The organism is Agrobacterium sp. SORGH_AS_0745, from assembly GCF_030818995.1.
In the GTDB taxonomy this organism is placed as follows: domain Bacteria; phylum Pseudomonadota; class Alphaproteobacteria; order Rhizobiales; family Rhizobiaceae; genus Agrobacterium; species Agrobacterium tumefaciens.
Genome location: NZ_JAUTBI010000003.1, coordinates 1,650,084 through 1,673,119, shown reverse-complemented (window position 1 = coordinate 1,673,119; position 23,036 = coordinate 1,650,084). Strand labels below are relative to the sequence as shown.

Here is a 23,036-nt window from a genome sequence, read left to right as displayed (position 1 = left end):
TCCTCAGGAAAGCAGTAATTTCAGATCGGCGGACGGGTCCGCCAGGATGGCGCGATCCGGCTCAGCGCCGGTATCGAGCAGTTTTTTGCCGGAAACATAGGCCTTGGCATCGTTGACGGCATCAACCGCCACGAATCGCCCGTCGCGGAAATACCAGACTGACCAGCTGCCTTCGCGCGCGCCGGGCCGCAGCACCGTCTCGTCATAACCGAGGTTGAAGCCGGCGATCTGCAGCTTTACCTCGTATTGATCAGACCAGAACCAGGGTTTGGCATCATAGGCGACTTCAGCGCCTGCCAGTACATGCGCGGCGGCCTCGGCCTGATCAACCGCGTTCTGGACTGATTCGAGACGCACAAGCTGGCCCCGCCACGGCAGCAACGCGCAATCGCCCACCGCGTGGATATCCTTGTCCGAGCTGCGGGTGTGTTCATCCACCACGATGCCATTGCCGACATCGAGGCCCGATTCGCGGGCAAGGCGATCGTTCGGGGTTACGCCAATGCCGACGATGACGAAATCCACGTCAAGCACCGAACCATCGGAAAGCTCGGCAGCGGCCACCCGGCCATCCATGCCGACGAGCCGCACGAGGCCGGTCTTTTCGCGGATGGAGACGCCGTGCTCCTGATGGATGCCGCGCATGATATCGGCGGTTTCCTTTGCCGCCACGCGCTGGAGAATGCGGTCGGCCATTTCGATCAGCGTGACCTCGAGACCGAGCTTGCGGGCGACGGCTGCCGCTTCCAGACCGATATAACCACCGCCAATAACCAGCAGCCTGCGGCCGGGTTTCATTTCCTCAAACAGCCGGTCAGCATCGCGCTTGTCGCGGACGGTCAGAACCCCTTCGAGATCGCCGCCGATGCTGGCGGGCAGCTCGCGTGGTGCAGCACCGGTCGCCAGTACCAGCTTGTCGTAGGAAAGCGTACTGCCATCCTGCATGCGAAAGGATTTGGCAGCGCGGTCGATCTCCTCCACGAAGGTGGAGAGCCGGATATCGACATTGTTTTCCGCGTACCACTCCTCAGGGCGGAACATCAGCCGGTCGAAGCTCATCTCGCCTAAAAGGTATTTTTTCGACAGTGGCGGCCGTTGATAAGGATAGGCATCCTCCGAGCCGATGATGGTGATGGGGCGCTCATCCTTCAGCGCCCTAAGCTTTGCCGCCAGCGCGAAAGCGGCCTGCCCCGCCCCGACGATTACCAGCCTTCCCGCCACATTCCACTCCCAGAACAATCGCCAATGGGCAGATTTGCCGCACCCTGCGAAGCCATATTGCGGGATCAGGCGTAACGCCAAGTACGGCCCGCGTCAACCGTACAGCGCCACCAGCCCGGTGCAAGCATGACACATTATCACCCCAGACTGCGACACCCTTGCAACCGGAAGGAGCCGGATGCATTTCCTCAAGGGAAACATTGGCTTCCGACAAGCGGTCTGGCCCATGTCGAGACGCAGAACAGACAATTGCGCGGATTTCCTTCACGCACTGGCAAGGAAGCCGCGTTAAAATCGGCATCAGGAAAAGGCAATCCGGGAGGTTGTCATGGCTTTACATATTGATCACCGTCAAAGCGTCCCGCAGGACGAGCAATACGAGAAGTTTCAGATCGACCGGCCCGGAAAGATCACCTTCATCGGGCATCACCTCAGCGCCAAGGATACCATGCGCTGCCTGGTGCGCAGCATCTCGCTTTATGGCGCAGAGATCGAGGTCAGCCCGCATCTGGAGATGCCCACTAACTTCTATCTGGAAATTCTCGGCATTCGCGATGAGATCGGCTGCAACCTGATCCGCAGGGAAGAGGAAAAGGTCACCATCGGATTCAACATGTTGATCGACGCGGAGTTCCTGCACCATGTGCGCAGGCTGAGTTTCGAGACCAGCGTCTGAGCCGCATCGACCGATTCGCGGCGGAGTTTTTCTCTCACGGCGCGACGGTGGAAAAAACTGTTCCAAAACAGCCATCCGGCAACCGGGCGCGACTTGCGTCCGGTTTTTTTGCACCTATTGTGTGCCGGGTTTTCAAACAGGTACTGGAAATCTCAGCCAATGTCCGCTTTCTCACGTCTTACGCCGCTTGCCGTCTCTCTTCCTTCAACCGTTCCCTTCGTCGGCCCGGAAGCCATCGAGCGGGGCCGCGGCCTGAAGGTGGAAGCGCGGATAGGCGCCAATGAAAGCGGGTTCGGCCCTGCCCCATCCGTGCTTATGGCCATGCGGGATGCGGCGGCCGAGACCTGGATGTACAGCGATCCGGAAAATTTCGAACTGAAGGAAGCACTCGCCATCCACCACGGCGTTTCGCGTGGCAATATCGCCATTGGCGGCGGTGTCGATGGTTTGCTGGGTGAGATCGTCAGGCTAATCGTTGAGCCGGGCACGCCGGTGGTCACCTCGCTCGGCGGTTATCCTACCTTCAACTACCATGTGAACGGCTTTGGCGGAAAACTCGTGACCACGCCATATGTCGACGATCACGAGAACCTCGACGGGCTTCTCGATCTCGTCATCCGGGAAAATGCCCCGCTGGTCTATTTCGCCAATCCCGACAATCCGATGGGAAGCTGGTGGGAGGCAAGCGAGGTCGTAGCCTTTGCCCGTGCGCTGCCGGAAACCTGCCTGCTCATTCTGGACGAGGCCTATTGCGAGACCGCACCTGCCAGCGCCGTGCCAAGCATCGACGCCCTTGTCGGCCAGCCGAACATCCTGCGCATGCGGACTTTCTCGAAAGCCTATGGGCTTGCCGGCGCCCGCGTGGGGTATGCCATCGGCACGCTCGGCAATGTCGAAGCCTTCGACAAGATCCGCAATCATTTCGGCATGGCACGCGTTTCGGTCGCCGGCGCATTGGCGGCGCTGAAGGATCAGGCCTATCTGCATGACGTCGTTGGAAAAATTGCGGTGGCTCGAGATCGCATTTCCGCGATTGCCCGCAATAACGGCCTCTCGCCCCTGCCGTCGGCAACCAATTTCGTCACCATCGATTGCCAGCGCGACGGCACTTACGCCCGCGCCATCGTCGACGGCTTGATGGAACATGGCGTGTTCATCCGCATGCCGGGCGTGGCGCCGCTCAACCGCTGCATTCGTGTGAGTGTGGGACCTGATGACAAGCTTGATCTTTTTGAACAGGCATTGCCGAAGGTCATCAAGGCGCTGGGTTGAGGTTTCGCTTGCCTTCTCCTCATTCCTGTTCTTGTCACGAGGAATCGAGCCAGCCCAAGTCCTTGGGCTGAAAGGAGTCTTTCGCCACACAGACGTGTGCCGGCTGGATCCCCGTGGCAGGCAAAGGGATGAGGGTGGCGAGCCAGGCGGTATATGGTGCGATCGACCATTGCGTGCATCGATTCAACATCCTCTGACAAACCACTGTTCGCGAATCGTTTTCCATCAACCGACATCGCCAGACATAAGAAAACCGCGCCGGCCTTGTTCCTGCCGGTCGCGGTTTGATGTGTCAGCGCAAAAGCTCCTTTTCAAAGCCCTCGCCGCATTCCCCTTCGGGTTTACTTTCGTTTGTACCGGTCTTCGGGACTGGAGGGAACCGGACCGGAAATTCTGTCGCGGATAAGGTGCGTCAGTGCATCGTCATCCAGTCTCGTGCGGCACGCAGCGCTTCGGCCAGTTCCGCCTTGGTCATGTTGCGGGCAAGATCTGCTCGCAGCGAAGCGGCTCTTTCCGATCCGCGGATCGCGGCGATGTTGAGCCATTTGTGGGCCGCGACCAGATCCACCTTGCATCCCCGGCCGGTCGCATAGACCAGGCCGAGATTGCAAAGGGTGTCGGCGCGGGTTTCGCCACCGGCAACTGCCATTTCGATATCGCGAATTTCAAAGCGTGCCATCGTTTTAATCCCTGTCTTCTCGCCTGTTTCATCAAGTGCCTTCTTGTCGAGGCTAACCTTTGGAACTGCCGTCTTTTGCGGCTTTTTTGTTCTTCCGGCCGGCAGGTTTTCCCTGCGCTTTTGATGACCCCAATATGTCATGAGGCTTTCAACGGGCGCTTAAAAGGCATGATTAATGGGCCGCAAACAAACTGCAAACGATTGGTAAAATTGGGTTTTTGTTAAATATCACGAGGTGCGGAAATTAAGGACTTTCGAGCGAATTTTACGAAAACTTTAGAATTGGATTTCAACCCTTCATTCACCACGATCCAAACAACGGTTTTTCGAATTGCCCCTCTCCCACTCTCCTGACCGACGCAAATGCCGTCTCGCAGCTGGAATTTTCTGTTTCCTTTTACGTGAACGTCAAATACTATCCGCATGCCCGTGCGGAGGACGAAACGGGCAAAGAAAGCGCGACATGGACGGAGGAGTTTTTATGAAGCGTGTAATGATGATTGCCGCAGGCCTGCTGATCGGCAGCAACCTTGCTTTTGCTGCTGAGCCCATTGAAGGCAACTGGAAGACGGCGAGCGGCGAGACAGCCGTAATCGGCCCCTGCGGCGCAGCTTTCTGCGTGACGCTGAAGACAGGCAAACATGCGGGAAAACAGATCGGCAAGCTTTCCGGCAAGGGAAACAGCTATTCGGGCGATATTACCGATCCCGCCAATGACAAGACCTATAGCGGCTCCGGCACCGTTTCCGGCAATTCGCTGAGCATGAAGGGCTGCGTGCTGAAAATCCTGTGCAAATCGCAGACCTGGACGCGGTTGTGAGATAAGATGCGGCGGACAGGCTTGTAACAGCCTGTCCGTCGTCGCAGACGGACGTCGTGTGTAACGCATATATCCGTTGATGTATCGTCGCGGCCCGAACGAACACTCTTAAGAGCGACGCATGCCTGCCACCCTTTCCATAATCCTGATTTCGGGTACGTCCCATGTCGGCAAAAGCACCCTAGCCGGCCTGTTAAGCGAAAAGCTCCACTGCGAGGCAATTTCAACCGACAGCCTGGCACGCCACCCCGGGAGGCCATGGCAGGGCATACCCGCGCCTGTGGAGGAATATTACAGGCAGCTGTCGGCAGAAACGATCCATTGGTTTCTGAAGGTGCATCACCAGAATATCTGGCCGCTTGTGCGCGGGCTGATCGACAGCAAGACAGGCACCGGCAATATCGTCATCTTCGAGGGCGCGGCCTTGCGGCCGGAATTTATAGCGCCCCTGCTGGGCAGCACGGTAGCCGGGATCTTTCTTCACGCACAGAACGACTTTCTCTCCGACAGAATGCGCGCGCATGCAGGATATAAAGATGCGACGGCGGGCCAGCGCCGGATCATGGACGCCTTCATTGAGCGGTCCCTGCGCGAAAATACCGAAATGCTGGCATCCGCGCGACACCATCACGTCCCGATCGTCGACATCGCCAATCCCGAAGCATTCGATGGCCTCGTCAACGAACTTACAGCCCGTGCGGTAGCCTCTCCGGCGTGATGCAAAAGCAGGCGATTTGAGGCCGCTGAAGTCAGCCTCCGCCCTAATTCACACTGGAAGTATCCCGTTAATCTCCCTGAACACCATATGAACCGGGGTCTCAGGGTCCGTTCAGTCCGAGTGTGGCAAAACTCTGTCCATGAACTCCAATAAAGGGGAATGGACATGACAAAGTTGATCAGCCGGCTGGCAATCTTCGCGTTTCTCATGGCGATCTTCGCCATGTCCTTCGCCTCGCTCGTCGTTAATCCCAACCGCAGCTTTCAGCGGGTGAATGCGGGTGCGGCGCTTGCCTGCCAGCACAGCCCGGCACCCGCCGCCAATTGCCCCGTCGTGCTGTAAGGGACCGGCCGATGACGACGAGCTTTTCCAACGGCCTGTTTTCCGCACTGAGACTGGTGCTGATGGCATCGATCTTTCTAGGCCCGGTGGCGGGACTTGCAGTTTACAAGGCAGATCCCCGCCCGGCATCAAAGGGCGCCGGTTTCGTGCTGCTGATGAGCCTGCAACGCGGCGCGCTCGGCTGAGATTTCACCGCCTGCCCTTTGCCTCAGCCATTTTTCCGTTTCTTTTCAGTTTCTTCGTATTTCTGTCGCTTGCCTGTCGAAATAGGCCTCCTATAATGGGCCATGACAATAGCAAAACGAACGATTCCGCCCTTCTCCTTCATCAGCCCCGAGCCTTTCGCGCCGCAGACGTTCACGGACCCGAAAGAAGCTGTTGAGGCTTTGACCGCGCTTTACGAACGCAATACGGCGTTCCTCATCAACTCCTTCACCGAACTTGCCAAGGGTGCGCCGATTACCGGCCGCTACCGCGCCTGTTATCCGCAGGTCAGCCTCGAGACATCCACTTTCGGTCATGTCGATTCGCGCCTTTCCTATGGCCATGTCACCTCCCCCGGCGTCTACACGACGACGATTACCAGGCCGGAGCTTTTCCGCCACTACCTGAAAGAGCAGCTGGGGCTTCTGATCAAGAACCACGGCGTTCCGGTGACGGTTGCCGAATCGGCCACGCCCATTCCGCTGCATTTCGCCTTTGGCGAAGGCGCTTATGTCGAGGCGGCGGCGGCATCCTCGCTGTCCGACGTGCCGTTGCGCGATCTTTTCGACACGCCCGATCTCAACAACACCGACGATCTCATCGCCAATGGCGAATATGATCAGGTGCCCGGCGAACCCGCGCCGCTTGCGCCGTTCACCGCGCAGCGCATCGATTATTCGCTGGCCCGCCTCAGCCATTATACGGCAACGAGCGCCAGCCATTTCCAGAACTTCGTGCTGTTCACCAACTACCAGTTCTATATCGACGAATTCGCCGCATGGGCGCGGCAGTTGATGAAGAATGGTGGCGAAGGCTACACGGCCTTCGTGGAGCCGGGCAACATCATCACCCCCGCTGGCTCCGACAGGCCGGACACGGATGCGGTGCTTGGCCGCCTGCCGCAGATGCCAGCCTATCACCTGAAGAAAAAGGGCCATGCCGGCATTACGCTGGTCAATATCGGCGTCGGCCCTTCCAACGCCAAGACGATCACCGACCATATCGCCGTGCTGCGCCCGCATGCCTGGCTGATGGTTGGCCATTGCGCCGGCCTGCGCAACAGCCAGCGCCTTGGCGATTATGTGCTGGCACACGCCTACGTGCGTGAGGATCACGTTCTGGACGACGACCTGCCGGTCTGGGTGCCGATTCCTGCTCTGGCGGAAGTGCAGCTGGCGCTGGAAGGTGCGGTTGCGGAAGTCACCGGTTACGAGGGCTTCGAGCTGAAGCGCATCATGCGTACCGGCACCGTCGCCACGATCGACAACCGCAACTGGGAGCTTCGCGACCAGGCGGGCCCGGTCAAGCGCCTGTCGCAATCGCGCGCCATCGCACTCGACATGGAATCGGCCACCATCGCGGCCAACGGCTTCCGGTTCCGCGTGCCCTACGGCACCCTCCTCTGCGTCTCCGACAAGCCGCTGCACGGCGAATTGAAGCTGCCGGGAATGGCGACGGAGTTCTACCGCACGCAGGTTGCCCAGCATCTGCAGATCGGCATCCGCGCCGTGCAGAAACTCGCCGCCATGCCAACGGAAACGCTGCATTCGCGCAAGCTCAGAAGCTTCTACGAGACGGCGTTCCAGTAAAAATAGATATCGCTAGAAACGTCCTTGGTGTATTGTTTCGAAAATCGATACACCAAGGTTTTCCCAATGCGCACCAACATTGAACTTGATGACGCCTTGATCGCCGAGGCGATGGAAATAACCGGTCTCTCCACCAAAAAAGCGACGGTAGAAAAGGCATTGCGGGATCTCGTGCGCATTCACCGTCAAATGCGTGCGCTTGATGCATTAGAGGGCATGGGCTGGGAAGGCAATCTGGATGAGATGCGGACGGACTGGGATGCGGAAACGGATTGGGACATAGAGGATTCCAAATGATCGTCGCAGATACGTCTGCATGGATTTCGCTCATTCGAAAAGATTCACCCGCCCTCGCTTTAAAGCTTCGCACCGCCATAACGCAGAGTAACATCCTTGTCGGAGACATTGTTCTCCTGGAGGTTCTTCAGGGTGCACGCGACGGCCAACATGCTCGCCGTCTGGAGCAAATGTTAAGCGAATTTCCCTGCGTCGCGATGATGTCTCCCCAACTCGCTATCAAGGCTGCCTCGAATTACCGCTTCCTACGGGGGCGCGGTTATACGATCCGTAAAAACAACGACCTCATCATCGGCACTTACTGCATCGAAAACGGATACGAACTGCTGCACAACGACCGAGACTTTCAGCCTATGGCCGATCATCTCGGTCTGCGACTGGCCTGATCTTTCAAACCACCTTCACCGTCCCCTCCACACGCACCGGAAAATTCACCGACCGGGCGATGAAGCATTTGTCGTGGGCATCGTGGTGCAGCTCATCAGCCCGCGCAAGATCACCCTTCGAGATGGTGATGACCGGTTTCAACACTACCTCGCTGAATTGCCCGGCGCCGTCCTTTTCCATCACCAGCGTGCCTTCGGCATTGTCGACATAGTCTTCAACGATGATGCCGTTGACGGAGCAGAAATGCAGGTACCATAGCTTGTGGCAGGCTGAGAGCGAGGCAACCAGCAGGTCTTCCGGGTTCCAGCGGGAGGCATCGCCGCGAAAGGCGGGATCTGAAGAGCCGGCGATATCCGCTTTTCCGGACGTGGAAATCGTGTAGTCGCGTTCATAGTCACGGTAGCCCGAGGTACCCTTGCCGCGATTGCCGGTCCACTTCACCTGAACGGCATAGTGATGTTCCTGTCCTGCCATTTCATTTCTCCCTTAGAGTTTTTTGTCGCATTTCCCGGACGTAAAACAACTACGCGCTTCTATTGGAAATGCTCTGGTGTATCGCGCAGGTGATCGAGCCCCTTGCGCAGAGTCTCGATGATCTGGTCCACCTCCGAGCGGCTGATCGTCAGCGCCGGTGATGCCAGCATGCGGTCGCCGGTGGCACGCATGACGAGGCCGTTTGCCAGGCAATGGTTGCGCACGGCGGTGCCGATGTCATCCGGCTTGGCAAAACGCCTGCGGGTCGCCTTGTCGGCCGCAAGCTGCAGGCCACCCATGAGGCCGACATTCACTGCCTCACCCACCAACTCGTGGTCGGTGAGGCTTTTCCAGCCTTGCGAAAAATAAGGGCCGATATCATCCCGCACCCGTTCCACCAGCCCCTCATCCTCGATGATACGAATATTTTCCAGAGCGGCGGCGGCGCAGACGGGGTGGCCGGAATAGGTGAAGCCATGGTTGAAATCACCGACCTCGGACAACATCACCTCCGCCACCCGGTCGGAAACGAGGACGCCGCCAATCGGCAGATAACCGGATGACAGGCCCTTGGCGACGGGCGCGAGATCCGGCTCCACGCCGAAATGCTGGTAGCCGAACCAGGAACCGAGGCGGCCGAAACCGCAGATCACCTCGTCGGACACCAGCAGAATGTTGCGCGCCTTGCAGATGCGGGCGATTTCCGGCCAGTAGGTTTCCGGTGGCACAATGACCCCACCGGCGCCCTGAATGGGTTCCGCCACGAAAGCCGCGACATTCTCTTCACCGAGCTCGTCTATCTTCGCTTCCAGTTCGCGGGCCACCTTCAGGCCGAATTCCGCGGGTGAGAGATCGCCGCCTTCCGCATACCAATAGGGTTGGCCGATATGGGCGATACCCTCGATCGGCAGATTGCCCTGCTCGTGCATCCACTTCATGCCGCCGAGCGAAGCGCCGGCGACCGTAGAGCCGTGATAGCCGTTGCGGCGAGCGATCACCTTGGTCTTCGTCGGATGGCCGAGCGCCTTCCAGTAGACACGCGCCATGCGGAACCAGGTGTCGGTGGCTTCCGAACCGGAATTGGTGAAGAACACATGGTTCATCTTCGGCCCGGCACGGGAAGCGATCTTCTGAGCCAGGAGTGTGGCTGATGGTGTCGTAGTGCCGAAAAAGGCGTTGTAATAGGGCAGTTCGTTCATCTGGCGCTGCACGACATCGGCGATCTCGCGGCGCCCGTAACCGATATTGACGCACCATAGTCCGGCAAAGGCGTCGAGATACTTCTTGCCGGTGCTGTCATAGATGAAGACGCCTTCTGCGCGCTCGATGATGCGGGTGCCGCTCGCGTTCAGCTTACCCATATCGGAAAAGGGGTGCAGGTGATGGGCGGCATCGATGGCGGCAAGGTTGGACACCGGCTTGGAGACTTCATTCATGACAGATCGCACTCCCGCAAAGACGACGGCGCCTTCCGGAGCCGCACCCGACCGAACATGGCCGGGCGGCTTCGATTTGGCAAGACTGGCGTTTTTTGGGGGATCGAGACGATGAGTCGGCCTTGCCGCTTGTTTCTTCTCCCCCGCCGGGGAGAAGAAATGCGCCGCTACCTTTAAGCAGGTTCGATTCCAGCGTTATGGAGGTGGTGCGCTACGCCAAGACCCCTCGCCCCACCAGCACCTTCAATTCGCCGGCATGGACTTCAAGTGCCACGTCGCGCTCCATCGGCAGCAATTCGCCATCGATGACGCAACGCACGTCATGGCGCTTCTTGGGGAAATGAAGTTCCACACCCGTAACGGTCGTGGCCGTTACAGCAGCGTTTTCCTTCAGCTTGCCGCGCAGGATGTCGAAAGCGAGCCTTGCGACGCCCGAGGGGCGCAAGGGATCGGTGAGATAGAAGCCGAGATGGCCGCCCGAGACATTATCCGCGACCAGAAGTGAGTTCTGCCCGAATTCATTGTTGGAGACGGAAATTGCTGACACCTTGCGGCGCTGCGTCTTGCCATTGACCGTATATTCCACCTCGAAGACCGGCGGATTGAGAATGACGCTGATGGCGGCGCGGACGCTTGCCTTGATCTTGCCAAGGCGGGAGGCGAAGGCGAGATTGTTGCGATAGCGCACCATGCGCGAATGCAGGCCTGCGGAAAACTGGTGGACGAAAAGACGGCCGTTGGCGCTGGCGATATCGACATTGGCGATCTCGCCATTCGCCAGTGTCTCCAGGACCTGGCGGATATCGAGCGGCAGCTTCAGCGAGCGGGCGAACAGGTTCATGGTGCCGGCCGGTACGATACCGAGCGCGATGCCGTGTTTCCAGGCGATACCGGCAGCGGCCGAAATCGTTCCATCACCACCGCCGGCAATGATGCCTTCGATATCAGGCTCATCGGCGGCGCGTTCCATCTCCTCGACAACTTCCTTGCCGGAGACCACGCGGCAGTCGATCGTGTGGCCGGCGCGGGAAAAGACCTCGCGGGCGTGGTCGCAATAGGCGTCCATATCCGTGGTGCGGAAGGTGCCGCCGTCACGATTGAAAATTGCAATGAGCTTCATATTTCCAACCTGATCCTGTGAGGCAGCCGCGCGTAAATGCTTGGGGTTATATAGGGTTCCAAACACCATCGCGTGAAGATGCTCTTTTGCCGAGAATCGCTCTACCGCAATGCATCATTTCATGTTAGATATCACTTAAGGTCATTTTCATGACCGCGCATCTCCAGTCAGGGCAGGCCGTTCCCATACGGTCTTGCCCTTTTTTCTGTGGGGTCCTCCCCCTTTTCAGGTCGCAATGAGCCATTCGAATTTGTCGGAAGCCCGCCTCGAGGCGGAGAGTGAAACCGTTGTTGCGGCAAGGCCTGCCGTGGCACTGACGCCGTTTGCCGTCGCACTCATCGAACTGGCGCTTGCCGCCGGCGGTTTCGGCATCGGCACCGGCGAATTCGCCATCATGGGCCTGCTGCCTGACGTCGCAACGACCTATGGCGTCACAGTGCCCCAGGCAGGTTACGTCATCACGGCCTATGCACTGGGGGTCGTCATCGGTGCTCCCATCATCGCGGTGCTGGCTGCGCGCATGACGCGGCGCACCCTGCTTCTCGGCCTCATGGGACTTTTCGCACTCGGCAATATCTTGAGCGCCGTCGCACCCGATTTCCTGAGCTTCACCGTGCTGCGCTTCATCACCGGCCTGCCGCACGGCGCCTATTTCGGCGTTGCAGCGCTGGTGGCTGCCTCCATGGCGCCAATCCACAAACGTGCCCGCGCCGTTGGCCGCGTCATGCTTGGCCTCACCATCGCCACGCTGCTTGGAACGCCGCTTGCCACTTTCTTCGGGCAGATGCTTTCCTGGCGCGCAGCCTTCATGCTGGTGGGCGGCATCGGGCTGTTGACAGTCGCCCTGCTGTGGCTGTTCCAGCCGCGCGACAGGGTAGAGGAAGGTGCCAGCGTTTGGCGTGAACTCGGGGCTTTCCGCCGCGTGCAGGTGTGGCTGACGCTCGCCATCGCATCGGTCGGTTTCGGCGGCATGTTCTCGGTTTTCAGCTATATCGCCAAGACCACCACCGATGTCGCGATGATGCCGGTTTCCACCGTCTCCATGGTCCTCGCCCTCTTCGGCATCGGCATGAATGTCGGCAATGTGGTCGGCTCGCGGCTGGCCGATATCTCGCTCAACGGCACGATCGGCGGCATGCTCGCCTTTAACGTGGTGGTCATGGCCGTGTTCGGCATGACGGCGCATGACCCATTCATGATGTGTCTCTGCGTCTTCCTGATCGGCTGCGGTTTTGCCGCCTGCCCCGCCGTGCAGACGCGGCTGATGGATGTGGCAGCGGATGCGCAGACGCTTGCGGCTGCCTCCAACCACTCCGCCTTCAACATCGCCAACGCGCTCGGCGCATGGCTTGGCGGCATGGTCATCGCCATGGGCTATGGATATGCCTCCACCGGTTATGTGGGCGCTGTTCTTTCGCTTCTCGGGCTTGGCGTTTTCCTTGTGTCCGTCACCGTCGAACGGCGCGCAAAAGCCGGCTGAAAGCCGGTTTTTCAGCGGCCGCAACACCCGTTCCGGCACCTGCAATAAACCTTACGGAAATTTCACGATCGGCTCGCTTGACTCTTTTTGGTTTCGGGCGCAACACGGCGTTACGCGCAGGCCGTGACCCGGCACAGCGCGGATTTTAACGGAGCATCATTTGATGTCTAGCGACAGTAGTAGTCGATTGCCTTTGCCGAAAGCGGCGAACGGGAACTGATCCGGCACCTGTCGGCTCACCACCGCGTTCGTCGTAATCGGCGAATCGACGGAAAGGTGAGCAATCATGAACTTCCACACCCTCTCCCAGAGAGCCAGCAAGGCCGCACGTCTTCTCCGCAGCGGAAATGCCGGTTCCACCACCATTGCAGAACGCGTCGAGCATCTCAACACACTCGATACGCATGAGGCAGTCGCCGCCCTGCTCGCCATGCCGCAGGCAAAGGCCGTCGCCATTCTCGACCGGCCGGAACTGCATGACGCAGCCGCCATCATTGCCGGTATTCCGCTTGACCAGGCCGCCCGCTTCGTCAACCTGATGTCTGACGACCGCGTTGCCGACGTCATGGCGGAAATGGACGAAGAGCCGCGCGCAAAGCTGTTTTCCCGGCTGGACCGCACGACCGCGCTCTCCATCAAACATCTGATGGGTTATCCGCCGCGCACCGCCGGCTCGATCATGACCACGGAATTCGTCAGCGTGCCGGATAACTGGACGGTGGAACAGACCCTTTCGCACATCCGCGTCGTCGAGCGGTCGCGTGAAACGGTCTATGCCATCTATGTTCTGGCGCAGGACGGAACGCTGTCCACCGTCGTGACGCTGCGTCGCCTGCTGACCGGCGAGGCCGGCGCCTCCATTCTCTCCGTTGCATCGAAGGAAGGCATCGTCTGTGCCAGCCCCTTGATGTCGCAGGAGGATGTTGCCCGGCTCATCCGCAAGCACGACCTTCTGGCGCTTCCCGTCGTTGACTATCATTCGCATATCCTCGGCATCGTCACGGTCGACGACGTGATCGACACCATGATCGCCGACACCACGGAAGACGCCCACAAGTTCGGTGGTATGGAAGCACTCGGCAAGCCCTATATGGCAATGGGCTTTCCGGACATGATCCGCAAGCGCGCAGGCTGGCTGGCTGCCCTGTTCCTGGGTGAAATGCTGACGGCAAGCGCCATGCAGCATTTTGAAGGCGAGCTGGAAAAAGCCGTCGTGCTGACGCTGTTCATACCGCTCATCATGTCATCAGGCGGCAACTCCGGTTCGCAGGCCACCTCGCTCATCATCCGGGCGCTGGCGCTCGGCGAACTGAAGCTTTCGGACTGGTGGCGGGTGCTGCTGCGGGAAATCCCGACGGGCCTGACGCTCGGCTGCATTCTCGGCGCCATCGGCTTCCTGCGTCTGACCATCTGGCAGCAGGCAGGCTTTTATGATTATGGCGACCACTGGCTGCTGGTGGGCGCCACCGTCTTTGCCGCACTCGTCGGCATCGTCACCTTCGGCTCGCTTGCCGGCTCCATGCTGCCATTCCTGCTACAGCGTCTGCGGCTGGATCCAGCCAGCGCATCTGCACCGTTCGTCGCCACGCTGGTGGATGTCAGCGGCCTCGTCATCTACTTCTCGGTGGCGCTGGTTATCCTCAGCGGCACGCTGCTCTGAAACACAAAAGGCCCGCTCGAAAGAGCGGGCCTTTTCATTTGCAGCGTTTTCGACAGGGCAACCACCCCTCAACCGCCGGCGCTGATAACGCCCGTTCCGAGAAGTCCCAAAAGAATGACGCCGATGACCACCCGGTACCAGACGAAGGGCATGTAGCTCTTGGTGGAGACCAGCTTGAGGAAGACAACGATCACGGCGTAACCGACGACGAAGGCGATCAGGGTTGCAAGCCCCGTCTGGCCCCAGCCTACAGGGTTCTCCTCGCCGATGCTTTTGAACAGCTGGTAGAAGCCGGAACCGAACACGGCGGGAACGGCGAGCAGGAAGGAATATCGTGCGGCCGCCTCGCGCGTGTAGCCTAACAGCAGGCCGGCGCTGATGGTGCCGCCCGAGCGCGAGACGCCGGGGATGAGCGCCATGGCCTGCGCGAAACCGAACAGGATGCCATCACGCCATATCAGCTGGTTCAGCTTGTAGCGCTTCTTGCCGATCCTGTCGGCGACGCCGAGAATGATGCCGAAGACAATCAGCATTACGGCGGTGATATAGAGATTGCGCAGCGAATGCTCGATGGCATCCTTAAAGAACAGGCCGAGCAGCACGATCGGCACCGAGCCGACGATGATCAGCCAGCCAAGCCGCGCATCGGACTTGTCATAGGGTCCGAGGCGAAGGTTCTGCCGGAGCCAGGCGGCGGCGATCCGCATGATATCGGACCAGAAATAGACCAGCACCGCCGCTTCCGTGCCGATCTGCGTAATCGCCGTGAAGGCGGCGCCCGGATCCGCACCGGAGGGCAGAAACTCCCCGGCTATCCTCAGATGCGCGCTTGAAGAAACCGGAAGAAATTCCGTAAGTCCTTGCAAAAGGCCGAGAAATCCGGCCTCCAACCAACCGATGCTCATGTGATTTGATGTCCCTGCTGCGAATCGAATTCGCAGCATTATGCATCAAACCGGGCAAATCCGTGTTGCATCGCACCATGAAAAAGAAGTGCGGGAGGGCTTGGTTTTACCCGTTATTTTTCAGGCTGCTTTCTCCGCAGGCTCAGGATGAAGGGTGTATTTCGCGCCGTTCTTGCACACAACATGGGCGTCGCCCCAGCTTTTCAGCGCCGAGATCACCGGCTTCATGGTTTCGCCAAGTGGCGTCAGCGCATAGTCCACGCGCGGCGGCACAACCGGGAAGACGGTGCGCGAAATCAGGCCCGCCTCTTCCAGTTCCCGCAGCTGCTTGGTGAGCATGCGCTGGGTGACGCTTGGGATGTGGCGGCGCAACTCGTTGAAGCGCAGGGTGCCCTCGTTGATGAGGTGATAGAGGATCACGCCTTTCCATTTGCCGTCGAGAAAACTCAAGGCAGACTCCACCGGGCAGCCCGGAAAATTGCCGGTAAGCTTGGCGCGCGGTCGCGACATCACAGTATCCTTTTTGTATGTATCATCACAAAATGTGCATTCTTGCGATCGATGTTCATATGTATCAAGTAAGAGGCACGCAAACAAGCAAAGGAGACTGTTCATGCGCGCCATCGGTTACAAGACGAGCCAGCCCATTACCGCAACGGATGCCCTTATCGACCTCGACCTGCCGCAGCCGGAGGCGACGGGGCATGATATTCTGGTGGAGGTGAAGGCCGTTTCGGTCAATCCTGTTGACACCAAGGTTCGCCGCAACCAGGCGCCGGAAAACGGTGCTGCCCGCGTGCTGGGCTTCGATGCGGCGGGCGTGGTGAAAGCCGTCGGCGACAAGGTATCGCTGTTCAAGCCCGGCGACGAGGTGTTTTACGCTGGTGTCATCAACCGCCCCGGCTCCAACAGCGAATTCCATCTGGTCGATGAGCGCATCGTTGGCGCCAAACCGAAGTCGCTGAATTTCGAGGAAGCGGCGGCACTGCCGCTGACCGCGATCACGGCCTACGAGACGCTGTTCGACCGGCTGCGGGTGACAGAGCCCGTTCCGGGTGCGGCAAATGCTGTTCTGGTGATCGGTGGCGCCGGCGGCGTCGGCTCGATTGCCATCCAGCTTCTGCGCGCACTGACCGATCTCACCGTCATTGCCACGGCTTCGCGGCCGGAAACGATGCAATGGGCCAAAGACCTCGGCGCGCATCATGTCGTCGATCACAGCAAGCCGATTGCCCCGCAGGTGGAAGCGCTTGGCCTTGGTGCACCGGGCTTCGTATTCTCGACCACCCATAGCGACATTCACGCCCCAGACAGCGTGGCGACCATTGCGCCGCAGGGCCGTTTTGCGCTGATCGACGATCCGGCCGGCGGTTTCGACGCCATGGCGTTCAAGCGCAAATGCGTTTCAATCCATTGGGAAATGATGTTTGCACGCGCGGTTTTCCAGACGCCTGACATGATCGAACAGCACAAGCTGCTCAATCACGTTGCGGAACTGGTTGATGCCGGCAAGATCAAGACGACGTTGACCGAGGTTTTCGGCACCATCAACGCCGCAAACCTCATCAAGGCCCACGCCTTGATTGAAAGCAACACGGCCAAGGGCAAGATCGTGCTTTCGGGCTTTTGATCTTCACGTCACACGAAGTGGGAGGTGCGCGCCTGATAAAGCGCGCCCTTCCCGGTCAATCGTCTTCCGGATCTTCCGGGCATGGCCATGCGGCAGGCGTCGTCAGGCCGCTCGGCAGTTTTGTCTTGGCGTCGCCACAGGCGATGTCGATCTGTTTCTGCTCAAGGCCGGTGGCGGCGGAAAGATCGACCCCCTCTATGCGGGTCAACAGCAGGAAGGCGTTGGCAAAATCCACCGCGCCGCCGAGCTTTGCGCCCTGGAAGCTGGCACGCGACAGATTGGTCAGCGAAAACTTCGAGCCGGACAGGCTGGCATCTTCAAACTCGGCACGCCCGAGTTCAGCCTTGGTAAAATCCGCGCCGTCCAGTTTGGCCTTGTTGAAATTGGTCCGCTGCATTTCCGCATTGATGAATTTTGCGCTGGTGGCGTCGGCGGCGGAAAAGTCGCTGCGGTAGGCTTCCACCTTCGTCAGGTTGGCGCCCTGCAGGTTCGCCTCTCCAAGAGCCGTCCGGATGAGTTTCGCCTTTTCAAGATTGGCGCCCTTCAGCGAGGAGCCGCGCAAATCCGTATAAGTGAAATCCGTGCCGTAAAGCATCGCCGAATCGAGGTTGCTGCCGCCCAGCATCAGGAGGCGCTTGTTGCATTCGCGCCAGTCGATGCCGGCCATGGCGTCGGCGCGGCAGCTGGCGGCCATCAGCGGGCTGCCACTGAGCGAAACGGCAACTACCATACCTGCCGCCAGACCGGCGACGATCCTTGTATTCCGCACGATATTCAGCCTCTGAAAGCCGGACATTCCATCACTCCTGCCGCCGGGCGACGGCCCAAACGCAACATATGCACATTCAAGGCGTTACCGCATTCCTGGCCCACAATCCATGGACCATGCAAAGCTACAACACCCCAACATCCTATATGTAAGAAATCGAAGGGCAATCCACAAATACTAGGGGGACGAGACTTTCGATGCCTCGCGCACGAGACGTCATCCTTTCGCTTGTCGCGAGGATCCAACCACGTATCGTGAAATCAATCGGCTGCAGATGCCCGGGGCAAGCCCGGGCAAGACGAAGGTTGCCGGCAGACTAGCACCGCGATCACATATTGGCGTAAACCGGCCCTTCGCCACCCTGCGGCGGCACCCAGTTGATGTTCTGGTTCGGATCCTTGATATCGCAGGTCTTACAGTGCACGCAGTTCTGCGCGTTGATCACATAGACCTCCTCACCGTCCTTCTCCACCCACTCATAAACGCCGGCAGGACAATAACGCGTCGAAGGACCGGCATAGACGTCGTGTTCGGAACGCTTCTGCAAGTCCATATCCTTCACCTGAAGATGCACCGGCTGGTCTTCCTCATGGTTGGTGGAGGACAGGAACACCGATGACAGCCGGTCGAAGGTCAAAACGCCGTCCGGTTTCGGATAGGCGATCGGCTTGTGTTTGGAGGCCGGCTCAAGGCTCTGCGCATCCGTCTTGCCGTGTTTCAGCGTGCCGAAAACGGAGAAACCGAACAGCTGGTTGGTCCACATGTCGAGACCGCCAAGACCGACGCCAATAAGCGTGCCGAACTTCGACCACAGCGGCTTGACGTTGCGCACCCGTTTCAGGTCCTTGCCGATATCGCCGTCGCGCCATTCCGCCTCGATCTCGGCCACCTCATCATGGGCGCGACCGGCGGAAATAGCCGCGGCGATTTTTTCCGCCGCCAGCATGCCCGACAACACCGCATTGTGGCTGCCCTTGATGCGCGGGCACATTGACGAAACCGGCCGAACAGCCGATCAGCGCGCCGCCGGGGAAAGTCAGCTTCGGCACCGACTGGTAACCGCCCTCGGTAATCGCGCGCGCGCCATAGGAAATGCGCTTGCCGCCCTCGAAAGTGTCACGGATGGCCGGATGCGTCTTGAAGCGCTGGAATTCCTCGAAAGGATAAAGATAGGGGTTCTTGTAATTGAGATGCACCACGAAGCCGACGGCAACGAGATTGTCCTCCAGATGATAGAGGAACGAGCCGCCGCCGGTCTTGAAACCGAGCGGCCAGCCGAAGGAGTGCTGCACGAGGCCCTGTTTGTGGTGTTCCGGCTTGACCTGCCAGAGTTCCTTGATGCCGATGCCGAATTTCTGCGGTTCGCGATCTTTCGAAAGGTCAAACCTGGAAATCAGCTGCTTGGCGAGCGAACCGCGCACGCCCTCGCCGATCAGCACATATTTGCCATGCAGCTCCATGCCGCGCGTGAAGGCGGGGCCGGGTTTCACCGTTCTTCTCGATACCCATATCGCCGGTGGCGACACCGATCACTGCGCCTTCTTCATTATAAAGCACTTCGGTGGCGGCAAAGCCCGGATAGATCTCGACGCCGAGCGCTTCCGCCTTTTCCGCCAGCCAGCGACAGACCAGCCCAAGCGAGACGATATAATTGCCGTGATTGTTCATGAGCGGCGGCATCATGAAGTTCGGCAGACGGATGGAGCCGGCCGGGCCTAAGAACATGAACTGGTCGTCCTTGACCTCGGTCTTGAAGGGATGCCCCTCTTCCTCACGCCAGCCGGGCAGAAGCCGGTCGATGCCGATGGGATCAACCACGGCACCTGAGAGAATATGCGCGCCGACTTCAGCACCCTTTTCCAGAACGACGACCGAAAGCTCCGGCTCGACCTGCTTCAGACGGATCGCAGCGGCAAGGCCCGCAGGACCCGCACCGACGATCACAACGTCGAATTCCATCGCTTCGCGTTCCGGCAGTTCCATCGCTTCCGTCATCTTGTCCTCTCACCTCGCCGGTCCCATCCGGCTGTTGTTATATCCGCTTCCGGCATTCGCACCGTGTTGCCTGCACTGGCCGAAAAATCAGTCTGCGACAACACATTCGCCCTAGCCTGTCTTCGCAAAGCACGACGCCTTTGTCGAGCTTCCATAGCGGCAAAACATGTCGCACGCCACTCAATTGTCAGACAACCTGATGAGCATTTTATTACTTTTACGTGCACGTAAGATTGAGAATAGGAGTTGCGTGGGTAGGCGTCAAGGTTTGTCATTATTTGATGGCAAAGGATTGCCAATTCCAAGGATTGCACCGAGCCCAAGTCGCCAGGGCGGTCAGGACGCTTCCCGCCGTTCATTGCAGCTCGCACTCCCAGCCATCCGGCCGGCCGAAAACTCGAGCTGCAAAGTGTTTTTCCGCCAAGGCCGACTCAGCCGGGCTAACGCCGCTCTTCCGACTTTGACCTCAGCAATGATGAGATCAGGTCAGTACAAGAGTTGCTTTCAGGCAAAAACGCGTGCGCTGTTTTCCAAGTCTCCAGCCACCTTGATGTATGGCGTGGGGCCAAAACTGATCCGGGCCACACCAAGGTCTGCCAGCTCTCGGATATCTTTCAGGTCGCCCGATATCATAACATTGACCGGTAAAGTCGCGCGGTCGCATATTTCTTTGATCAGCTTTTTGTCTTTTAGCCCGGGCACGAAAAAACCATCTGCTCCTGCCGCCTTATAGGCTGCCCCGCGAGCGAGCACCTCATCCAGCAAGACCGCATGATCGATGCCCTCATCTGCTTTGAGAAACACGTCCGTTCTCGCATTGATGAAGACCGGGACACGGTGGTCTTCGGCAGCGCTGCGAATAGCTCGAAGCCGGTCCACCTGATAATCGACATCATAGAGGCCCGTCCCGTGCACCACCTGATCCTCGAAGTTCAATCCGATGACGCCGAGGGTGAGTAGACGACCTACGTTGCGCCTGACCGTTGCAGCATCACTCGAATAACCGCCTTCAAAATCCACAGTGAGAGGCAGATCGATGCATTTCATTATTCGAGCGACGACCGCCAGTGCGTCATCGAGCGGCATCTCCTCACCATCCGAATAGCCTTGCGCGGCAGCAACGGACCAGCTTCCGGTTGCAATGGCCTTCGCACCGCTGCGGGCAACGGCCATCGCGCTTCCTGCATCCCAGATGTTGTAAAGGACGATGGGATCGCCCGGAATGTGCAAGCTTCGAAACTTTTCTGCACGTTCAATCTGATTGCTCATTTTGGTGTCTCCCGTGTGCTATCTTTGAGCTTTCGCTCAATTTCGTTCAGCCGTCGCCTGTTCTAAAGGCCGCGGCCGTTACCTGGAAACGACTAGCACCGGGAAAATGCTCAGAACGCCGATTTTCGGGCACCTATTTCTTTTTGTCTAAAATTACGAGAGTCCTCTACTTGCGAATCAGGATGAGTACCGCAAGCAGCTAAAATCAAACATCCCGTTCAAACCGCCCATTCCTCATCCGTCGTAAACACAATCGTCAACCACCGATCCGTCCCCTCGCCGCCGAGTGCATCGCCGATCTCGTCGCGGATCGCGTCCCATTCTTCGAGACGCCGGGGTGGCCAGTTTTTCGGGACGATGAAGAAGAGTTCGATCTGGCGGCCTCGACCCACGCGGGCGACATAGGAATAGTGCGAGGCGAAGCCGAATTTTTCGACGGCTTCGGCCGCTACCCTGTCCACATGCTGCTTGAATTCAAAAGGCGTCACCAGAAGGATGTCGGCGAGCGCCTGCTTCACATTGCCGAGCGGCATGGGAATGATGATGAGGCAGACCAGCGCAAGAACGGCGGGGTCGATATAGGGCGCGATCCACTGATGCGCCGTTCCCGTCAGCCCGTAGCCGATGGCGAAGGCGAGGAACAGGGCCGCGCTCAGGAGCGCGCTCATCAGCCAGCTTTTGGCGTCCAGCGCCACGAAGGCCGATTTCAGTCTGCGGTTCTGGCGTTTGACGAACCATGCCATGATGAGCGAAACGGCAAAGCTGACGAAGGTGACGATGATGGCGTAATCGAACTCGATCGATCTGCCGCCGTCCATCAGGCTGTCGATGGCGTTGATCAGGGCATAGATCGCAGCGCCCATCAAAAGCGTGCCGTTGAGGCCGAGGACCATCGGCTCCAGATGCCAGAAGCCCATGGTAAAACGCTCTGCCAGCCGGCCACCGGGCCGTGGGGCGGCGGAAGCCGCGATCAGCCGCGCCACCAGTAGCGCCAGCACCGTCATAAAGGCATCCGTCAGGGCATAAACGCCATCGAACACCACCGCGAAAGAGCCGGAAAACAGGCCTGCACCAATGCCGAACGCGGCCAGAAGAACCGTGATGGCAATTGAGAATTTCAGCAGAGATTGTTCGGTCATGACGCGTATTTAACCTTCAAAAGCGGGCGCCGCCTTCCTATAAACAGCACAGATGGAGCGGGATAGCGAAAACTGTGGAAGGTTTTCGCCTGTAGTCACGCTTCGATTCTTTGATCCGCTGCAAACAAGACAGGACAAAACCCATGGATCTCGGCATTTCCGGCAAACGCGCCCTCGTTCTCGCCTCCTCTCGCGGCCTTGGGCTGGGCATCGCCACAGCGCTGGCGAACGAAGGCGTGAATGTTCTTCTCGTTGGCAGAAGCAGCGAAAAGCTGGACGCGAACTGCAAGACGATCAATGCACTCGGCAAGGGCAAGGCCGACTGGGTGCGGGGCGATCTTGGCGATGACAATTTCGTCGAGGCCATGGTTCAGGCCGTGAACGACAAGCTCGGCGGCATTGACATTCTCGTCAACAACACCGGTGGCCCAACGCCGGGTCTTGCGCAGGAGATCACGACCGAGAAGCTGGAGAGCTTCTTCCAGTCGATGGTGCTGCGCGTCATCACGCTCACCAATGCGCTGCTGCCGCAGATGAAGGAACAGGGCTTTGGCCGCATCCTGACCGTTGCCTCCTCCGGCGTGTTCGAACCCATCCCCAATCTGGCGCTCTCCAACACGCTGCGTGGGGCGCTGGTGGGCTGGAGCAAGACATTGTCAAGCGAAGTGGCCGGTTTCGGCATCACCTCCAACCTTCTTCTGCCCGGCCGCATCCATACCGACCGCATCGACGAGCTGGATGGCGCCAATGCCAAGCGCCTGGGTAAAAGCATGGAGGAAATCCGCGAGGCTTCGGTCAAGAGCATTCCGGCAGGCAGGCTTGGCACGGTGGAAGAATTCGCCGCCGCCGGGGCTTTCCTCTGCTCGGTTCCGGCAAGCTACATCACCGGCACAATGCTGCGGGTGGACGGCGGCGCAGCGAAATCGAACTGACGCCGGTTACACGCCGGAGCGG

23 protein-coding genes and 1 pseudogene are annotated in these 23,036 nt (G+C 59.1%); 13 read left to right on the top strand and 11 right to left on the bottom strand.

Going from position 1 to position 23,036, the window contains the following annotated elements:
- Positions 1 to 3: 3 nt before the first annotated feature.
- Complete coding sequence (locus tag QE432_RS17895; protein ID WP_065704886.1) at positions 4 to 1,221, bottom strand: NAD(P)/FAD-dependent oxidoreductase; 1,218 nt, start codon at positions 1,219 to 1,221, stop codon at positions 4 to 6.
- Positions 1,222 to 1,549: 328 nt separating this feature from the next.
- Here QE432_RS17895 and QE432_RS17890 point away from each other — a divergent pair, with 328 nt between their 5' ends.
- Together QE432_RS17890 and QE432_RS17885 are read left to right on the top strand one after the other, a co-directional pair.
- Entirely contained in the window at positions 1,550 to 1,897 is a 348-nt protein-coding gene (locus QE432_RS17890) for a hypothetical protein (protein WP_013635784.1), read from the top strand.
- Positions 1,898 to 2,056: 159 nt separating this feature from the next.
- On the top strand, positions 2,057 to 3,169 hold the full coding sequence (locus tag QE432_RS17885) for a pyridoxal phosphate-dependent aminotransferase (RefSeq protein WP_065704888.1): 1,113 nt from the start codon (positions 2,057 to 2,059) through the stop codon (positions 3,167 to 3,169).
- A 412-nt stretch (positions 3,170 to 3,581) separates the two neighbouring features.
- Here the strand turns inward: QE432_RS17885 and QE432_RS17880 are convergent, their stop codons facing one another.
- Complete coding sequence (locus QE432_RS17880) at positions 3,582 to 3,848, bottom strand: sel1 repeat family protein (protein ID WP_003496982.1); 267 nt, start codon at positions 3,846 to 3,848, stop codon at positions 3,582 to 3,584.
- Between the two features lie 481 nt (positions 3,849 to 4,329).
- Here QE432_RS17880 and QE432_RS17875 point away from each other — a divergent pair, with 481 nt between their 5' ends.
- From QE432_RS17875 to vapC, 7 genes are all read left to right on the top strand, one after another.
- The gene (locus QE432_RS17875; RefSeq protein WP_013635782.1) at positions 4,330 to 4,668 is read left to right on the top strand and encodes a DUF2147 domain-containing protein; all 339 of its coding nucleotides are present in this window, start codon (positions 4,330 to 4,332) and stop codon (positions 4,666 to 4,668) included.
- Positions 4,669 to 4,789: 121 nt separating this feature from the next.
- Positions 4,790 to 5,386, top strand: coding sequence for a hypothetical protein (locus tag QE432_RS17870; protein WP_306625157.1), 597 nt, complete (start codon positions 4,790 to 4,792; stop codon positions 5,384 to 5,386).
- 159 nt (positions 5,387 to 5,545) lie between these two features.
- Positions 5,546 to 5,728, top strand: coding sequence for a hypothetical protein (locus QE432_RS17865; RefSeq protein WP_013635780.1), 183 nt, complete (start codon positions 5,546 to 5,548; stop codon positions 5,726 to 5,728).
- Between the two features lie 11 nt (positions 5,729 to 5,739).
- A complete protein-coding gene (locus QE432_RS17860; RefSeq protein ID WP_003509979.1) occupies positions 5,740 to 5,913 on the top strand; it encodes a hypothetical protein in 174 nt (57 codons plus the stop codon).
- A gap of 102 nt (positions 5,914 to 6,015) precedes the next feature.
- Positions 6,016 to 7,521: an AMP nucleosidase gene (gene amn / locus QE432_RS17855; protein WP_003512205.1), complete on the top strand. Its 1,506-nt coding sequence runs from the start codon at positions 6,016 to 6,018 to the stop codon at positions 7,519 to 7,521.
- Positions 7,522 to 7,587: 66 nt separating this feature from the next.
- Positions 7,588 to 7,818, top strand: coding sequence for a type II toxin-antitoxin system VapB family antitoxin (locus tag QE432_RS17850; protein WP_013635779.1), 231 nt, complete (start codon positions 7,588 to 7,590; stop codon positions 7,816 to 7,818).
- On the top strand, positions 7,815 to 8,204 hold the full coding sequence (gene vapC, locus QE432_RS17845) for a type II toxin-antitoxin system VapC family toxin (protein WP_013635778.1): 390 nt from the start codon (positions 7,815 to 7,817) through the stop codon (positions 8,202 to 8,204). Before QE432_RS17850 ends, vapC begins: the two co-directional genes overlap by 4 nt.
- Positions 8,205 to 8,208: 4 nt before the next feature.
- Here the strand turns inward: vapC and QE432_RS17840 are convergent, their stop codons facing one another.
- The 3 genes from QE432_RS17840 to QE432_RS17830 form a co-directional block, all read right to left on the bottom strand.
- Positions 8,209 to 8,679, bottom strand: coding sequence for an OsmC family protein (locus QE432_RS17840; protein WP_025592887.1), 471 nt, complete (start codon positions 8,677 to 8,679; stop codon positions 8,209 to 8,211).
- Positions 8,680 to 8,738: 59 nt separating this feature from the next.
- Positions 8,739 to 10,115: an aspartate aminotransferase family protein gene (locus QE432_RS17835; RefSeq protein WP_038490419.1), complete on the bottom strand. Its 1,377-nt coding sequence runs from the start codon at positions 10,113 to 10,115 to the stop codon at positions 8,739 to 8,741.
- Between the two features lie 211 nt (positions 10,116 to 10,326).
- Positions 10,327 to 11,235, bottom strand: coding sequence for a diacylglycerol/lipid kinase family protein (locus QE432_RS17830; protein ID WP_003512196.1), 909 nt, complete (start codon positions 11,233 to 11,235; stop codon positions 10,327 to 10,329).
- A 235-nt stretch (positions 11,236 to 11,470) separates the two neighbouring features.
- Here QE432_RS17830 and QE432_RS17825 point away from each other — a divergent pair, with 235 nt between their 5' ends.
- Together QE432_RS17825 and mgtE are read left to right on the top strand one after the other, a co-directional pair.
- Positions 11,471 to 12,715, top strand: a complete 1,245-nt coding sequence (locus tag QE432_RS17825; RefSeq protein WP_013635774.1) for an MFS transporter — start codon at positions 11,471 to 11,473, stop codon at positions 12,713 to 12,715.
- Positions 12,716 to 13,001: 286 nt separating this feature from the next.
- Complete coding sequence (mgtE, locus tag QE432_RS17820; RefSeq protein ID WP_306625153.1) at positions 13,002 to 14,375, top strand: magnesium transporter; 1,374 nt, start codon at positions 13,002 to 13,004, stop codon at positions 14,373 to 14,375.
- A gap of 68 nt (positions 14,376 to 14,443) precedes the next feature.
- Here the strand turns inward: mgtE and QE432_RS17815 are convergent, their stop codons facing one another.
- Both QE432_RS17815 and QE432_RS17810 read right to left on the bottom strand, forming a co-directional pair.
- Positions 14,444 to 15,280: an undecaprenyl-diphosphate phosphatase gene (locus tag QE432_RS17815; protein WP_003512187.1), complete on the bottom strand. Its 837-nt coding sequence runs from the start codon at positions 15,278 to 15,280 to the stop codon at positions 14,444 to 14,446.
- Between the two features lie 120 nt (positions 15,281 to 15,400).
- The gene (locus tag QE432_RS17810) at positions 15,401 to 15,790 is read right to left on the bottom strand and encodes a winged helix-turn-helix transcriptional regulator (RefSeq protein WP_013635769.1); all 390 of its coding nucleotides are present in this window, start codon (positions 15,788 to 15,790) and stop codon (positions 15,401 to 15,403) included.
- A 103-nt stretch (positions 15,791 to 15,893) separates the two neighbouring features.
- Between QE432_RS17810 and QE432_RS17805 the strand changes: the two genes are divergently transcribed.
- Positions 15,894 to 16,910: a zinc-binding alcohol dehydrogenase family protein gene (locus QE432_RS17805; RefSeq protein ID WP_019564052.1), complete on the top strand. Its 1,017-nt coding sequence runs from the start codon at positions 15,894 to 15,896 to the stop codon at positions 16,908 to 16,910.
- A 55-nt stretch (positions 16,911 to 16,965) separates the two neighbouring features.
- Here QE432_RS17805 and QE432_RS17800 read toward each other — a convergent pair whose 3' ends face one another.
- The 4 genes and pseudogenes from QE432_RS17800 to QE432_RS17785 form a co-directional block, all read right to left on the bottom strand.
- Entirely contained in the window at positions 16,966 to 17,706 is a 741-nt protein-coding gene (locus QE432_RS17800) for a pentapeptide repeat-containing protein (RefSeq protein WP_003512182.1), read from the bottom strand.
- Between the two features lie 301 nt (positions 17,707 to 18,007).
- Positions 18,008 to 19,674: pseudogene (locus QE432_RS17795) on the bottom strand (electron transfer flavoprotein-ubiquinone oxidoreductase).
- 504 nt (positions 19,675 to 20,178) lie between these two features.
- Positions 20,179 to 20,943 (bottom strand): isocitrate lyase/PEP mutase family protein, encoded by a 765-nt coding sequence (locus QE432_RS17790; protein WP_003512171.1) that lies wholly within the window; start codon positions 20,941 to 20,943, stop codon positions 20,179 to 20,181.
- Positions 20,944 to 21,161: 218 nt separating this feature from the next.
- Complete coding sequence (locus QE432_RS17785) at positions 21,162 to 22,082, bottom strand: cation diffusion facilitator family transporter (protein WP_111783206.1); 921 nt, start codon at positions 22,080 to 22,082, stop codon at positions 21,162 to 21,164.
- A 143-nt stretch (positions 22,083 to 22,225) separates the two neighbouring features.
- Here QE432_RS17785 and QE432_RS17780 point away from each other — a divergent pair, with 143 nt between their 5' ends.
- The gene (locus QE432_RS17780; RefSeq protein WP_013635763.1) at positions 22,226 to 23,014 is read left to right on the top strand and encodes an SDR family oxidoreductase; all 789 of its coding nucleotides are present in this window, start codon (positions 22,226 to 22,228) and stop codon (positions 23,012 to 23,014) included.
- Positions 23,015 to 23,036: the final 22 nt, after the last annotated feature.

What these genes read in the sequence shown, in the direction of transcription:
- QE432_RS17890 (WP_013635784.1), top strand. Translation starts at nt 1,550, where the DNA reads ATGGCTTTACATATTGATCACCGTCAAAGCGTCCCGCAGGACGAGCAA.
- QE432_RS17885 (WP_065704888.1), top strand. Translation starts at nt 2,057, where the DNA reads ATGTCCGCTTTCTCACGTCTTACGCCGCTTGCCGTCTCTCTTCCTTCA.
- QE432_RS17880 (WP_003496982.1), bottom strand. Translation starts at nt 3,848, where the DNA reads ATGGCACGCTTTGAAATTCGCGATATCGAAATGGCAGTTGCCGGTGGC.
- QE432_RS17875 (WP_013635782.1), top strand. Translation starts at nt 4,330, where the DNA reads ATGAAGCGTGTAATGATGATTGCCGCAGGCCTGCTGATCGGCAGCAAC.
- QE432_RS17870 (WP_306625157.1), top strand. Translation starts at nt 4,790, where the DNA reads ATGCCTGCCACCCTTTCCATAATCCTGATTTCGGGTACGTCCCATGTC.
- QE432_RS17865 (WP_013635780.1), top strand. Translation starts at nt 5,546, where the DNA reads ATGGACATGACAAAGTTGATCAGCCGGCTGGCAATCTTCGCGTTTCTC.
- QE432_RS17860 (WP_003509979.1), top strand. Translation starts at nt 5,740, where the DNA reads ATGACGACGAGCTTTTCCAACGGCCTGTTTTCCGCACTGAGACTGGTG.
- amn (WP_003512205.1), top strand. Translation starts at nt 6,016, where the DNA reads ATGACAATAGCAAAACGAACGATTCCGCCCTTCTCCTTCATCAGCCCC.
- QE432_RS17850 (WP_013635779.1), top strand. Translation starts at nt 7,588, where the DNA reads ATGCGCACCAACATTGAACTTGATGACGCCTTGATCGCCGAGGCGATG.
- vapC (WP_013635778.1), top strand. Translation starts at nt 7,815, where the DNA reads ATGATCGTCGCAGATACGTCTGCATGGATTTCGCTCATTCGAAAAGAT.
- QE432_RS17840 (WP_025592887.1), bottom strand. Translation starts at nt 8,679, where the DNA reads ATGGCAGGACAGGAACATCACTATGCCGTTCAGGTGAAGTGGACCGGC.
- QE432_RS17835 (WP_038490419.1), bottom strand. Translation starts at nt 10,115, where the DNA reads ATGAATGAAGTCTCCAAGCCGGTGTCCAACCTTGCCGCCATCGATGCC.
- QE432_RS17830 (WP_003512196.1), bottom strand. Translation starts at nt 11,235, where the DNA reads ATGAAGCTCATTGCAATTTTCAATCGTGACGGCGGCACCTTCCGCACC.
- QE432_RS17825 (WP_013635774.1), top strand. Translation starts at nt 11,471, where the DNA reads ATGAGCCATTCGAATTTGTCGGAAGCCCGCCTCGAGGCGGAGAGTGAA.
- mgtE (WP_306625153.1), top strand. Translation starts at nt 13,002, where the DNA reads ATGAACTTCCACACCCTCTCCCAGAGAGCCAGCAAGGCCGCACGTCTT.
- QE432_RS17815 (WP_003512187.1), bottom strand. Translation starts at nt 15,280, where the DNA reads ATGAGCATCGGTTGGTTGGAGGCCGGATTTCTCGGCCTTTTGCAAGGA.
- QE432_RS17810 (WP_013635769.1), bottom strand. Translation starts at nt 15,790, where the DNA reads ATGTCGCGACCGCGCGCCAAGCTTACCGGCAATTTTCCGGGCTGCCCG.
- QE432_RS17805 (WP_019564052.1), top strand. Translation starts at nt 15,894, where the DNA reads ATGCGCGCCATCGGTTACAAGACGAGCCAGCCCATTACCGCAACGGAT.
- QE432_RS17800 (WP_003512182.1), bottom strand. Translation starts at nt 17,706, where the DNA reads ATGTCCGGCTTTCAGAGGCTGAATATCGTGCGGAATACAAGGATCGTC.
- QE432_RS17790 (WP_003512171.1), bottom strand. Translation starts at nt 20,943, where the DNA reads ATGAGCAATCAGATTGAACGTGCAGAAAAGTTTCGAAGCTTGCACATT.
- QE432_RS17785 (WP_111783206.1), bottom strand. Translation starts at nt 22,082, where the DNA reads ATGACCGAACAATCTCTGCTGAAATTCTCAATTGCCATCACGGTTCTT.
- QE432_RS17780 (WP_013635763.1), top strand. Translation starts at nt 22,226, where the DNA reads ATGGATCTCGGCATTTCCGGCAAACGCGCCCTCGTTCTCGCCTCCTCT.